Genomic DNA, 13,599 nt, shown 5'->3' with positions numbered 1-13,599 from the left:
CTACAGCTACTCTCCAAAATAATACCCTTCCATCCCTGTCAGCACAGGCGTCTTCTTCCCGCATTCCGGGCATACATAGGTGCCGAAATAATCGGCCAGGAGCTCTTCTCCCTCCTCGTCTTCCAGGAGGTTCAACAGATTGGGCAGCCACAGCCTTGCATCCTCCAGGCTTCTGCCGTCCCACTTCCCGGAAGGCGCCTTTGCCTTTTTCATCCGCTCCGAGAGCTCAAAGTAGCCTACTTCTATCTCCTCATCGCAGTTTTCGCATTCAGGGCAGACAATATAGTAAGAAATAAAACCGGAAAGGGAAAGCATATAGGCAAGCTTCTGCTCTCCCAGAATCGCTGCGACGGCAATGGCAAACTCCCGTCTCCATTGGACTTCCTTCTCCCGGACATAATCCAGGTTCCCTGCCAGGAAATCGATGGCCATGGCGCGAATCTGCAGGCCTGCGTTCCGGTAGCTCTCATAAATGTCTTCCTCGCCCGGCCTGTCTCCGTATACGTCCGTGGCAAGAAAGCTTCCTGCCGCCATGATGCCCTTGAACATCCATTCCAGATTTTTCTCCCTTTCCCAGCCCTCCATAAGCCTGGCCAGATACGGCAGCGCCAGCCAGGTAGCCGGGTAAAAACTCATCTGGTGCCACAGGTTCTCGCAGAGGTTGTCAAAGGCAAGTTCATAATTCGTTTTCGGAACGTTTTCCAGGCGGCGCAGCTTAAAGGTTTCCGGGGCCTTGTCCCTCTCGCCCATCAGGATTACAATATAGTCTTCTATATTTCCGTATGCCCCTCTGTAGCTTTCCCACAGCGAGGAGTTGAAATCATGCAGCGTGTAAGGATACTGGTCCTGTTTCCGCTCAGCCGGTTGAAAGGGCACAGCCGGGCCGGACTTTCTCTTCGTCCTCTTTGCCCTGGCAGCCGCTTTCTTTGCGTCGGCTGCAGCCTGCTTTTCCATCTCTGCCTGCTTTGCTTTCAGGATATGCTCCGGCAGACGGACTTCTTTGATTCTGCAGTTCAGAAAGCAGTCTACATGGGAAATATCGGAAATCTGGCTGCCCTCCAGGGAAAGCCTTTCCAGGCGGAAAAGCTTCAGGATTTCCTCCATATGCTCCAGCCCGGAGCAGTTGAGCAGGCTCAGGCTCTTTAGGCTATACAGATTCCCCAGGAAAGCGCAGTCGATTATGCCGCAGGCTGAAATCTCCAGGCTCTCCAGGGCTGTACAGGTGGTCAAAAAGGAAAAATCCTTCACAGGCATGGCAGAGATAGCCAGTTTCTTCAGCCTTGACATCTTTCCGATTATGCTGAAATCCCCCCTTACAATCTCAAGCCTCTCCGGCAGGGCATCCTTCAAAGGGTCTATCAGCTTCTGGAAGACCGGCCTGCCGCCGCAGGACAGGTTCTTAATCTTCTGGAAGTCATAAAGGCTCTCCGGCACCCTGCCCAGGGCCTGGGCCGCATAGGTAAGCAGCGCAGGGTCTATTTTGATTTTTTCCAGTTCCATATTGCATTCCTCCTCCGATATATTTTTAAGCCGCACCTGGACAGGCCGTTGTCGTCATCATCCGTGCTGCACCGCCGGGCGGCATGTTCTGTCTTATGTACTTTCCCTTTCAGCACAGCTTCCCGGCTAATCTCTCCAGTTCCCCTTTCGTCATGGGCGGAATCAGGATATGGTCTCCATCAAACTGCCTGACGCCATATCTTCCAAGCTCCTCAATAAAGCGCTCATAGGGGAACAGCCCCTCCATCACACGCTGCTCACTGTAAAGCACGAACTGGACAAACCCTTCCGTTATCTTAAGTTCGCCCAGATTCAGGAACCCGTCGGCACGGACAGGGAAAATGCTCTCGCATTCTTCTGTCAAAGCATAAAAGGCCCCTATCTCCTTTGTGTCATTCTTCTGAAGAAGCCTCGGCTTCGCATAATAGACATCAAGCGCCTGGAGCCCGTGGAGGGTCTGCTCGAAATCCGAAAGATCCGTACATGTCTCCCAGGCGGCCACCTTATCCTCGGTCAGCGTATATGGCCACCGGGCCAGGGTAAGGATATGGCTCGCGAACTCCTTATTCCCGCAAAACCGGTTCAGCGATTCCCTGCTGAACGCGGCAAAATTTCCGACCCATTGCTCCAGCTCCCTGCCGGTAAAACTCCGTTCCTCCTCAACGCAGTACATCTCTGCCTTCCCCAGGCGCCGCTCTATCTCTCCCGCCAGCCTGGCAAAATCCGTAATCTCCGCTTCGGTCGTGGGGATATTGTAGCTCAGCTCATAGTATCCCTCCTTTGCTTTGCTGCCATCGAAAAATATCCCCCGGCCTATCCGTTCCGGATTATAGAAAACAGCGGTTCCCTGAACCTGCTCGTTTTCCTGGAGGATGTAGAAATCGTTGTTGGAACCGTAGTTAAGGCCGCATGCACGGGCCAGTGACGGGATATCAAGGGCCGTCTTCCCGAATACTTTCTTTTGTCTGATCTGCAAAGTAAATGCCATGATAAAATCCTCCCTGTCTTCTTTATCATCAAATTTGGTATAGCATTTCTGTCCCCATTTGCCGCGGATCCGGAAACCGTCCTGATAGCCACTCCGGCCAGGTAAGCAGGGACGTTGCTGTAGTCAAACATCAATCACATCCCCTACCTCCAAAAGCGTCAGGGACGCCGCTTTCTGGTCTGCCTGCCCGCACTCTTCGTGCAGGATACACTCTTCATAAAGTCTCTGTGCCAAAAGCGCAACGATAAATTTGACCCGACAACCGCGGAAAGTTGTCGGGTCAGGATAGCACAATCTATCGCTATTTCGTCAGTTCTTCCAATTCCTCTATCACCTGTCCGAATACATCCAGCGCGTCCTGGATAGGCTGGGCGCTGGTCAGATCCACGCCGGCGATTTTCAGCAGCTCCACCGGGGGCATGGAGCAGCCGCCGGAAAGGAATTTCTTGTAGCGCTCTACGGCAGGCGCGCCCTCTTTCAGAATGTTGTGGGCCACAGCCACGGCAGCCGAGAAGGAGGTGGCGTACTGGTACACATAGAAATTGTAGTAGAAATGAGGGATTCTCGCCCATTCCACGCCAATCTCCGGATCGGACACCATATCCGGCCCATAATACTTGCTGTTCAGGTCATAATAGACCTTCGTCAGGGCTTCTGCCGTCAGGCTCTGCCCCTCCTCGGCCATTCGGTTGGTGATCATCTCATATTCCGCGAACATGGTCTGGCGGTACACGGTCCCCTTGAAGCTGTCCAGATAATGGTTCAGCAGGAAAGCCCGTTCTTTCTTGTCCGTGGTGTGGGCCAGCAGATATTCCATCAGCAGGATCTCGTTGCAGGTGGAAGCCACTTCCGCCACGAAGATCCGGTAACCGGCGTACATGGGCGGCTGGCCATGGTTGGAGTGCCAGGTGTGCATGGAGTGGCCCAGCTCATGGATCAGGGTGAACAGATTGTCCATATTGCCTGTATAGTTCAACAGGATATAGGGATAGCTTTCATAGGATCCGGTGGAGTAGGCGCCGCTGCGCTTGCCTTTATTCTCGTACACGTCAATCCAGCGGTTGGCGAAGCCCTCCCGGACTACCTGCAGGTAGTCCTCTCCCAGAGGAGCCAGGGCCTTCAAGACCGTCTCTTTGGCTTCGGCGAAAGGAATCTCCTTGGAAACGCCGGCGATAATGGGGGTGTAGATGTCGTACATATGCAGTTCGTCCACACCCAGCAGACGTTTGCGCAGACGCACATAGCGGTGCATCTTGTCCAGGTTCTGATTGACGGTTTCAATCAGGTTCCGGTACACCTGGGAGGAGACGTTCACTCCGTTCACGGCCGCCTCCAGGGTATTTTCATAATGGCGGGCCTTGGCGTTGAAAATCAGCTGCTTGACATGGCCGCTGTAGATGCTGGCCAGGGTGTGGGAATACTGTTTGTAGACGCTGTAGAACTTTTCAAAGGTCTCCCTGCGAACCCGGCGGTCTGCCGATTCCTCCAAAGGCACGAAGCGCCCCTGGCTAATCTGTACCATCTCGCCGTTTTCATCCTCCACTTCGGGAAACGTCAGGTCCGCGTTGTTGAAGATGGCGTAGGTCTGGTCGGGATTGCTGCAGATCTCGGAGGCGTCGGCCAGCAGTTTTTCCATCTCCTTGGACAAAATATGGGGCTTCAGGCGCAGGGTATCCTCCAAATCGATCCGATACTCCTCCAGCTCGGGGCATTGCCGGTAGTAGTCCTCCAGCCGGGCGGCCTCCAGCTCCAGAATCTCGGGGGTGATGAAGGAGATGTCGCTCCCAATGCCGGCTGTGATGCTGCCGAAGCGCTGGTTCATCTCCTGATGGGTGTCGTTTCCTGTATCCTGGTCGCTGAGACAGGATACGTACACGCCCAGATGGTGCAGTTTGCGGTACAGGGCCGTCTGCTGGCGCAGGGTGTCAAGAAGGCTCCGGGCGCTTTCGCATACATGCCCTTCCTGCTCCGCCAGCTTTTTGCCCATCTCCCGGGCCTGACCTAAGTCCGCTTCCCAGCTTTCCCGGTCAGCGTACATCTTGCTTAAATCCCAGGTGTCCTCCGGGGCCACCTGGTCTCTTGCGGGTAATGTTTTTGCCATGGTGATATCCTCCAAATTGGATTTTTCTGAAACATCCTATCTGTTATAGGATAACATAATTTGGTAAAATAAGCCATATGGAAAAACAGCTCTTTTGCCGTCAGGAACAGCTTCCCCTGAATATGCCAGGAGGCCGGGAATCAGGCATAAAAGGCTGATATGGTTTGGATTCGGTTGATATTCGGTTGACTTTCGGGTTGTTTCATGCTAACATAGCTGTAAACCATCCATTTCAGATGCCAAAAGGAGGCCTCTATGACGCTGGAAGAGATGAAACGGTTAAAAGCAGAAAAAGGATATACCCTGTCGCAGCTGTCAGAATACAGCCAGGTCCCGCTGGGAACATTGCAGAAAATCTTTACCGGAGAGACTGCCCATCCACGCTACGCCACCCGGCAGGCAATTGAACGGGTGCTGGGCGGAGAACAGGCGGCACCAAATAGGTATGATCCGGCAAAGGACGGGCATATCCCCATGGCATATCAATTTGACCATAACGCCCTGGAAAACCTGCCGGACTGCGTCCGGGAGGCAGCATATGATGCAGGAGGGGAAAAACGGCAGGGAGAATATACCCTGGAAGATTACTACGCCTGGCCGAAAGAACAGCGGGTGGAACTTATCGATGGCACAATCTATGTTATGGAAGCTCCCGGGTTCGTACACCAGAGGATTGCCAGCGAAATGCTTTTTGCCATAAAATCCATTCTCCGTAAAAAAGGCGGCGACTGTATCCCTCTGCTCTCCCCCATAGATGTCCGCCTGGACTGCGATGACAAGACCATGGTACAGCCGGATTTAGTCATCTTATGTAATAAGGATAAAATCAAACGCTGGGGCATCATGGGCGCGCCCGATTTTATCCTGGAAATCCTGTCACAGACTTCCCGGAGAAAGGACTGCACCAAAAAGCTGCAGAAATACTGCGATGCTGGCGTCAAAGAATACTGGATTCTCGATCCGCAGAAAAAAATGCTCCTCACCTACGACTTCATGCACGATAATATGCCCTGCTTCCACCCCCTGACAGGTACCGCAGGACTGGCGCTTTATGACGGCGAGCTGCGGATTGACCTTGATGAGATTGCCGGTCTAATTCAGGATTGGCCGGAATGAAAGCTGTACCGTCTGCCTGCCATCCTCCAAATCAGGCCGCAGTGTCCCCCCATCCACGCCTGTCAGCAGCCGGAAAAGCACAGTCTTCCCTTTTCCGCTCTCCCCCTGCCAGGATAAAGAGCCCTTTTTGCCCTTCGGAGACGATGCAGCTCTACGATTCGCAGGATTATTCTAGCATTGGTTTCAGATACATCCTCGCCTCATAAGGATGCAGAATCATTGTCCCATCTGTATTCTCATCCGCATTCTTATAATTGCTGATCAACATTTTCCAATCCGCTCCCGGCGCCTCCAGCGGGCAACTCACTGTCCTGTCATAGAAATTGCACACCACCAGCAACTGAGAGCCCTCATCTGTCCTGGTGTATGCGAAAATATTTTCATCTGTCTCCAGCAGCATCCTAAACTCCCCATCCACAAAGACAGGATACTCCTTGCGGAGCCGAATCAGCTCCCTATAACATCCGAAAACGGAATCCGCGTCTTCTGTCTGCTTCGCCGCGTTGATTTCCCTGTAATTGGGATTTATCTTTATCCAAGGCTTTCCGGCCGTAAATCCAGCATTTTCCCTGTCATTCCACTGCATAGGGGTTCTTGCGTTGTCCCGGCTCTTCGCGTGGATGGAGCGCATGATTTCTTCCTTATCATACCCTTTTTCCAGACGCTCCTGATACAGGTTCAGGCTCTCAATGTCCCGGTAGTCCTCTATCCTATACTGCACATTGGTCATGCCCAGCTCTTCGCCCTGATAGATGTAGGGAGTCCCCTGCATCCCGTGGAGCAGGATAGCCAGCATCTTCGCCGATTCCACGCGATATTCCCCGTCATTCCCCCAGCGGGAGACGATTCTGGGCAAATCGTGGTTATTCCAGAACAGACTGTTCCATCCCTTGCCGTGCAGCTGTGTCTGCCAGCGGCCGAACACTTCTTTCAGCTTCAGGAAAGGCAAAGGCGCCAGATCCCATTTCTCTTTCCCCGGTATCTGATCCAGGCAGATATGCTCGAACTGGAATACCATGGACAGCTCGCTGCCGTCGGGATTGCTGTACAGCTTTGCCAGTTCCGTGGTGGCTCCCCAGGCCTCCCCGACCGTGACCAGATTGGCTTTCTGGAAAGTCTCTCTGCTCAGCTCCCGCAGGAATTCATGGAGCCTGGGGCCGTTATTGGTGATTTTCCGGTCCGGCTCCTTGGCAATCTGGTCAATGACATCCAGCCGGAAACCGCCAACGCCTTTCCCAATCCACCAGTTTATCATATCGTATATTTCCTGACGTAATTTGGGATTCTCCCAGTTCAGATCGGGCTGCTTTACAGAGAACTGGTGAAAATAGTACTGCTGCAGCTCAGGAACCCACTCCCAGGCCGAACCGCCGAAACCTGCCCGCATGTCGTTGGGCGGCGTGCCCTCCGTGCCGTCCCTCCAGACATAGTAGTCGTGATAGGGATTCTCCCGGCTCTTCTTCGCCTCCAGGAACCAGAAATGCTCGTCGGAGGAATGATTCAGCACCAGATCCATGATGATGCGGATACGGCGCTTTCCCGCCTCCCGAATCAATTCCTCCATGTCTCCCAGAGTGCCGAACACGGGGTCGATATCCTGATAATCGGAAATATCGTAACCATTATCATCCTGGGGAGATCCGCATACCGGCGAGAGCCAGACTGCGTCTATCCCCAGCTCTTCCAGATAGTCCAGCTTTGAGATGATTCCCTGCAGATCTCCTATGCCGTCCCCATTGCTGTCCGCGAAGCTGCGGGGATAGATTTGATAGATTACGGCTCTTTTCCACCATTTGCTGTCCTTTGACTGATTCTTTTCCACGGCTTTCTCATTCTCCTTTCTTGCTTTCGGGCGCCCTAATGCCAATCGGTTTTCTCTATCTGAAACAGACGCAAAATCGATTTCACTAATTACTTTACCGTTATAATATCCCATTGTCAAGCCCTCTGTGCGCATGGGCGCTGCCTTTTCCCCCGCCCGTAAGTCACTCTTTCACGCCCCTTCCCTCCGCCATGCAGTCCGCAGGCAATTCTGTTACAATAATTTACGGTTTCCTGTGGAAAACCTCTTGACATGGAGTTCACTCCAGCATGTATAATATATACTGCTCAACGATTTCACTTGCCGTGAAACCAGACTGCATAACGCTGACTGGTTCAATCGCATGATTACATTAGACAGCATTCAGCGTTATGCAGTATAACTGTTTTCATTCAGAGGTGACAGACATGACAATCAGAGAAGTGTGCGATAAATACCAGATTTCCCCGGATACGTTAAGATACTACGAGCGTATAGGCGCCATACCTGCGGTAAACCGGACGAAAAGCGGCATCCGGGACTATAACGAAGAGGATATCGGCTGGGTGGAGAATGCGCTCTGCATGCGCAATGCCGGCGTCCCCGTGGAGATGATCGTCCAGTATGTGAAGCTGTGCCGACAGGGGGACGGGACTTTTTCTGCCAGACGGGATCTGCTAAAGGAGGCCCGGAGCCAGATTCTGGGACAGATTGAAAAATATCAGATGGAACTGGAACGCCTGGAGTACAAAATTTCCCGCTATGAAGCCGCCGTGGAGACGGGAAAGCTTGTCTGGGAGAAGCCCACATAAAACAGCATATGTCTGTATGGCACCTATGCTGAATACATAAATAAGGAGGGTTTATTTTATGATTTACAGAAAATTTCAGGACGTACAGCTTTCCGGCTTAGGGCTGGGCATGATGCGCCTGCCGGTGCAAAACGGCGATGACAGCACAGTGGACGAAGCTGCCGCAGCGGAAATGATTGATTACGCGTATCAGAACGGCATCAACTATTTTGATACGGCATGGGGATATCACAGCGGGAATTCCGAACTTGTGGCCGGAAAATACTTAAGCAGGTATCCCCGGGAGAGCTACTGCCTGGCCAGCAAGTTCCCGGGATACGATCTCTCCAACATGGACAAGGTGGAGGAAATCTTTGAAAGGCAGCTCGAGAAATGCCAGACGCCCTATTTCGATTTCTATCTCTTCCACAATGTCTACGAGGGGAATATCGATGCCTATCTCAACCCGGAGTACGGCATTTTGGAGTACCTGCTGAAGCAGAAAGAGAACGGCCGCATCCGCCGCCTCGGCTTCTCAGCTCATGGCAGCGTGGAGGTCATCAAACGTTTCCTGGACGCTTACGGACAGCATATGGAATTCGGCCAGCTCCAGCTCAACTACATGGACTGGCATTTCCAGAACGCCCAGGAAAAGGCAGAACTGCTGACCAAAGCCGGCATCCCCATATGGGTCATGGAGCCGCTGCGGGGCGGCAAGCTGGCAAATGCTTCCGATGAGATGGCCGGCACGCTTCACTCCATGCGCCCTGAGGAGACCGTTCCCGGCTGGGCTTTCCGCTTCCTGCAGAGCGTCCCCGGCGTAACAATGGTCCTGTCCGGCATGTCTACCATGGAGCAGCTGAAAGCCAACATCGCTACCTATGAGACAAATGAACCTCTCAGCGAAGAGGAATTCGCCACACTGATAAAATGCATAGACGCGGAAGTCAAAAAGGCCGGCCTGCCCTGCACGGCCTGCCACTACTGCACCAGCCACTGCCCGAAAGGACTCCCCATCCCGGAGCTGATAGCCCTGTACAATGAGCACAAGGCCACGGGCGGCGGCTTCATCGCTCCCATGGCGGTTGGCAGCATGCCTGAGGAAAAACGGCCCGCAAGCTGCGTAGGCTGCAGGAGCTGTGAGCAAGTCTGTCCCCAGCAGATCAGGATATCGGAAATGATGGCTGATTTCACTTCCATGATCGGGATGTAACAGGATAAAAAGTCCTCCGGCACTCCCACAGGTTCCATAGCCTGCACAGTAGAATCCCTGCTGGTGCAGGCTTTTTGCGCGGCAGAAAATCCGGTCATAGTGTACTCCGGAAGAGCTGAAATGGTATTTTGGAAATTTTATTGACTAATTTGAAGTTTTTTTGAAATATAAGTTGAAATATTCTGATATATCAGGTAGACTGGACATATTACCTATTTAAGGAGGGTTCCTATATGAAACGAGCTATGAAGCAGTCTACACTGATTCTGATTCTGAACGGCATATCCATCCTGACCCTGCTGTTCATGGTGTATTCCCTGGTCTCTTACAGTAAAATCAGCAGCCGGCTCACCGCCGCCAGTGAAGAACGGTTCAGCCTTACCTACAACGCGAACCGCTTTATGAACGGTTCAGCCTATCTCACCAACGAGGTCCGGGCTTTCTCCGCTACCGGCGACCAGCAGCATTACGACAATTACTGGAATGAAATCAATGAACTGCAGAATCGGGACAAAGGCGTCGCCGCTCTGCAGGAAATCGGCATCACAGAGGAAGAACAGGGGATGATTGACGACATGTTCGCTCTGTCTAACCAGCTGGTCCCTCTTGAGGAAAACGCCATGGAAGAAGTCCAGGCCGGAAACATGGAAGATGCCATCTCCTATGTATATGGCAAAGATTACAGCGAGTCCATCGCACAGATTAACAGCCTGAAAGAGCAGTTCCTGGCCGCCCTGGACCAGCGCAGCCTGACGCAGATACAGAATCTCCAGAAAGAGGCAGAGTCCATCCGGCTGAGCATGTTCCTGGCGCTGGCCATGGTGGGAATCATCCAGCTGCTGAACATGATAATCTCCCGAATCGCCATCATGCGCCCGGTGCTCAAGGTCAAGGACCAGATGAAAGAAATCTCCCTGGGAAATCTCTCCGCGGAGTTCTCACTGGAATCCAACACTTCAGAAATCGGAATGCTCGTGGCTTCCATCCATGAGACGAAGCAGGAACTGAAAAAGTATATCAAAGATATTGATTACATATTGGCCCAGATGGCACAAGGCAACATGAACCTGACCGTGGGCGATGATTACCGGGGAGAATTCCTGCCAATCCAGAACGCAATGCGCCAGATTCTGGATTCCCTGAACAGGGCGCTGGCCCAGATTAATCTGACAGCGGAACGAGTCTCGGCAGAATCGGAGCGCATGGCAGCGGATTCCCTGACTTTATCCAATGGCAATGTACAGCAGGCAGCCGCCGTCCAGCAGCTCTCCTCCAGTATCCACGAAATCTCGAAACAGGTGGATCAGACTTCAACGGATGCCAACGACGCCAAAAACGCTTCGACGGAAGCGTTCCAGCATCTGCAGGTCTGCAACCAGAAGATGTCCGACCTGACCACCGCAATAGCAGATATCTCAAATTCGTCCAATCAGATAGGCGGCATCATCAAAACCATTGAGGACATCGCTTTCCAGACCAAGATTCTTGCCCTGAACGCCTCTGTGGAAGCCGCCAGGGCCGGAGAAGCCGGAAAAAGCTTTTCCGTGGTGGCCGACGAGGTTCAGAGCCTGGCCAACAAAAGCTCTGCCTCTGCGCAGGATATCACCAAGCTCATCGAAACCTCCATACAATTGGTCCAATATGGCTCCAGCCTGTCCTCCGACACCACGGAGGCCCTCTCTGCCGTCTTTATCGGCGCGCGGAAATCCACTGAACTGGTTGACCGGATAGCGGATTCCGCTATAGAACAGTCCCTCTCCCTGAAGCAGCTGACCCAGGGAATGGAGCAGATATCGGAAGTGGTCCAGACGAACGCCTCCACTGCCGAGAAATCGGCGGCATCCGCAAGGGAACTGAATAACCAGGCGGCTGAGCTGAAGCTTTCTGTGAATAAGTTCAGGCTGCGTTCTGCCGGAAGGCAGCTGTAGAATAAAGATAAAAACATCCCCCTGCCGAGTACAGCAGGGGGATGTTTTTAAAATGAAAAAAGCTGCGGTGAAAAGCAATTCCCAACCAACAGCTTTTATCAAAAATATACTTTATTAATCAATCCCGCCGTTCTCTGCAAGACCATATATGCCAATCATCGATGGGCTGTTCATCGAAAAACGTACTATTTTTGTATCATCTGCTATAGCCGCCTCCAGCCGCTCCAGCTGCCCGTTCCTGTCCAGGGTCACAACGCGAAGCTCCTGCCCCTGCAATGCCTCCGGCACCGGAATCGACACACTGAGCGCCTGGCTTCCCAGCTTTGTCAACGGAATCCTGCTTGCATCCGTGAGCGTCAAACTATACAGAACCATATTCTCCGGAAGCCCGCTTTGATAAGAACGCATGAACGCGCTCTCCATCCCGCCTGTGTCTGCCGGACCCTCAATGGTCAAAAAATAGCTTCTGTCAGCGCCATCCAATGAAGCAGATGCTCCCTCCAGCCCAGTCACTGTCACACCAGGTTCCCCGCTTTCTGTCCCGTCATAGACACGATAGGATTCATTTGAAAGCCTTGTGGCAGATGTCTCATGGGTATATTCCGCTTCTCCGCCTTTATAGGCAACCACCGTATTTCCAAAGGCCTGGAGCCCTACCTTTTTTACGGATGCAGGAAGCGTAATCTCCGACATAGTATTCCCCAGGAAAGCCCTGTCCTTGATTTCCTCTACATTTCCCCCAAAGACAATCTCCCCTAAGCCGGTACATCCCTCAAACGCGCCTTCTCCTACTACACGCAGGCTATCCGGCAGCACCACACGCTCTATTTCAGCATGATTCCCAAATGCCTCTCCGGCAATTACGCGTACTCCCTCCGGAACTGCTACCTCCCCGGAATCACCCCGGTAGGCCACCAGAACGCCGCCTGTCACCAGAAAATCTCCCGCTTCAGCGCTGCTGCTTTCAGTTCCGGCATTTTCGCCAGCCAAAAAGCTGTCTACCCACAAAGTATGCTCAAAGGCTTTCGGCTCCACACACATGACGCTGTCCGGTAATTCCATCTCCGCCAGCTGACTGCAGTGATAAAAAGCTCCATAACCGATATGCTCCACACCCTGCGGCAATGTGACAGAGGTCAGAGAACTTCTGGCAAAGGAGAATTCCCCTATCTCCGAAATTCCATCCGCCAATGTCATGTCTCCCAGGCCCATGTTCCGATAATATGCCTGATCCGCCACTATCTTCCCGTCTACAATCCTGTATTTTGGAATAGCACCATCTACGGCGGCGTCCTGTACAGGCGGCACTGCCTCTCCGACTTCAGGAGTGCTCTCTATCTCCGCTCCTCCGGAGCTCTGACTGCCCTCTCCGCCGAATACCTGCAATCTTGTATTGTTCAGGAAAAGCACTGCCTTGTTCCCTACTATCTGGGTAGCGCCCAGAACAGCCCCCTCTTCCACAGGTGCCGGTGTCGGAACAGGCGTCTCCTCCGGGACAGGCTCCGGTGTCGGCGTAGCGATAATCTGCTGTACCCAATCAGAGGTACTGCCGGGGGCGGGTTTCTCTTCATATCCCGGCATCTCTTTCTGACGCTCGTAGAAAGCTTTAGCATACTCCTCTGCCGCGCTCCCTACTTCGTAGTGAATCGTCAGCTGATAACAGCCGTCAAAAGCCGACTCATTTATGTTCACCGTCTCCGGCGGAATCGTGACATCTTTCAAATTGCCGCAATCCTTAAAGGCTTCCATCCCTATGGAAGTCGCTGTGGAGGGAATCGATATCTGCTCCAGGCCCGTGCAATTTGTGAACGCATAATCGCCTACCTCGCTCAGACCTTTTCCCAGAACCACGGTATCCAGATTGTCGCAGCCCCAGAAAGCATAAGCCTCAATCCGTTTCACCGAATTCGGCACCACTACCAGTTCAATATTCGTATCATTCTCGAAAGCACCCTGCCCTATGACGCGCACCGTATCGGGAATAGACACATTCTTGTCTATTCCACGGTACCTTACCAATGTGCTTCCCTCCATTTGAAAACCGGAAGCAGATGTCGACGCATCTGCTTCCGCCTTAGGAAGTTGCATGATTATCAGTGCCACTGCTACCATCAAGACACCTAAAAGACGCTTTTTCCTTTTCATATGATTTCCTTTCGGT

General features: G+C 52.7%; 9 protein-coding genes. 4 read left to right on the top strand and 5 right to left on the bottom strand.

The window, feature by feature from the left end; all coding sequences use genetic code 11:
* Positions 1-6 precede the first annotated feature (6 nt).
* The 3 genes from NFS35_RS17475 to pepF all read right to left on the bottom strand — a co-directional run bounded on the left by NFS35_RS17475 (position 7) and on the right by pepF (position 4,589).
* Positions 7-1,500 (bottom strand): hypothetical protein, encoded by a 1,494-nt coding sequence (locus NFS35_RS17475; protein WP_251208398.1) that lies wholly within the window; start codon positions 1,498-1,500, stop codon positions 7-9.
* Between the two features lie 109 nt (positions 1,501-1,609).
* Entirely contained in the window at positions 1,610-2,488 is an 879-nt protein-coding gene (locus NFS35_RS17470) for a DUF4299 domain-containing protein (protein ID WP_251208397.1), read from the bottom strand.
* Positions 2,489-2,789: 301 nt separating this feature from the next.
* Positions 2,790-4,589: an oligoendopeptidase F gene (gene pepF, locus NFS35_RS17465; protein ID WP_251208396.1), complete on the bottom strand. Its 1,800-nt coding sequence runs from the start codon at positions 4,587-4,589 to the stop codon at positions 2,790-2,792.
* A gap of 255 nt (positions 4,590-4,844) precedes the next feature.
* Between pepF and NFS35_RS17460 the strand changes: the two genes are divergently transcribed.
* Positions 4,845-5,705, top strand: coding sequence for a Uma2 family endonuclease (locus NFS35_RS17460; RefSeq protein ID WP_251208395.1), 861 nt, complete (start codon positions 4,845-4,847; stop codon positions 5,703-5,705).
* A gap of 166 nt (positions 5,706-5,871) precedes the next feature.
* On the opposite strand, the gene NFS35_RS17455 is transcribed toward NFS35_RS17460, so the two are convergent.
* Complete coding sequence (locus tag NFS35_RS17455) at positions 5,872-7,641, bottom strand: glycoside hydrolase family 13 protein (RefSeq protein ID WP_251208394.1); 1,770 nt, start codon at positions 7,639-7,641, stop codon at positions 5,872-5,874.
* Between the two features lie 293 nt (positions 7,642-7,934).
* Here NFS35_RS17455 and NFS35_RS17450 point away from each other — a divergent pair, with 293 nt between their 5' ends.
* From NFS35_RS17450 to NFS35_RS17440, 3 genes are all read left to right on the top strand, one after another.
* Complete coding sequence (locus NFS35_RS17450) at positions 7,935-8,318, top strand: MerR family transcriptional regulator (RefSeq protein ID WP_251208393.1); 384 nt, start codon at positions 7,935-7,937, stop codon at positions 8,316-8,318.
* 58 nt (positions 8,319-8,376) lie between these two features.
* Positions 8,377-9,510 (top strand): aldo/keto reductase, encoded by a 1,134-nt coding sequence (locus NFS35_RS17445; protein ID WP_251208392.1) that lies wholly within the window; start codon positions 8,377-8,379, stop codon positions 9,508-9,510.
* A 233-nt stretch (positions 9,511-9,743) separates the two neighbouring features.
* Positions 9,744-11,438, top strand: a complete 1,695-nt coding sequence (locus NFS35_RS17440) for a methyl-accepting chemotaxis protein (protein ID WP_251208391.1) — start codon at positions 9,744-9,746, stop codon at positions 11,436-11,438.
* 114 nt (positions 11,439-11,552) lie between these two features.
* On the opposite strand, the gene NFS35_RS17435 is transcribed toward NFS35_RS17440, so the two are convergent.
* Entirely contained in the window at positions 11,553-13,583 is a 2,031-nt protein-coding gene (locus tag NFS35_RS17435) for a leucine-rich repeat domain-containing protein (protein ID WP_251208390.1), read from the bottom strand.
* Positions 13,584-13,599: the final 16 nt, after the last annotated feature.

The sequence above is a fragment of the Acetatifactor aquisgranensis genome (genome assembly GCF_943193215.1).
Taxonomy (GTDB): Bacteria; Bacillota; Clostridia; order Lachnospirales; family Lachnospiraceae; genus Acetatifactor; species Acetatifactor aquisgranensis.
The sequence above is the reverse complement of the archived record's forward strand: the minus strand, read 5'-3'. Positions and strand labels throughout refer to the sequence as shown.

Coding starts and splice junctions, on each gene's coding strand:
- NFS35_RS17475 (WP_251208398.1), bottom strand. CDS start 1,500: ATGGAACTGGAAAAAATCAAAATAGACCCTGCGCTGCTTACCTATGCG.
- NFS35_RS17470 (WP_251208397.1), bottom strand. CDS start 2,488: ATGGCATTTACTTTGCAGATCAGACAAAAGAAAGTATTCGGGAAGACG.
- pepF (WP_251208396.1), bottom strand. CDS start 4,589: ATGGCAAAAACATTACCCGCAAGAGACCAGGTGGCCCCGGAGGACACC.
- NFS35_RS17460 (WP_251208395.1), top strand. CDS start 4,845: ATGACGCTGGAAGAGATGAAACGGTTAAAAGCAGAAAAAGGATATACC.
- NFS35_RS17455 (WP_251208394.1), bottom strand. CDS start 7,641: ATGGGATATTATAACGGTAAAGTAATTAGTGAAATCGATTTTGCGTCT.
- NFS35_RS17450 (WP_251208393.1), top strand. CDS start 7,935: ATGACAATCAGAGAAGTGTGCGATAAATACCAGATTTCCCCGGATACG.
- NFS35_RS17445 (WP_251208392.1), top strand. CDS start 8,377: ATGATTTACAGAAAATTTCAGGACGTACAGCTTTCCGGCTTAGGGCTG.
- NFS35_RS17440 (WP_251208391.1), top strand. CDS start 9,744: ATGAAACGAGCTATGAAGCAGTCTACACTGATTCTGATTCTGAACGGC.
- NFS35_RS17435 (WP_251208390.1), bottom strand. CDS start 13,583: ATGAAAAGGAAAAAGCGTCTTTTAGGTGTCTTGATGGTAGCAGTGGCA.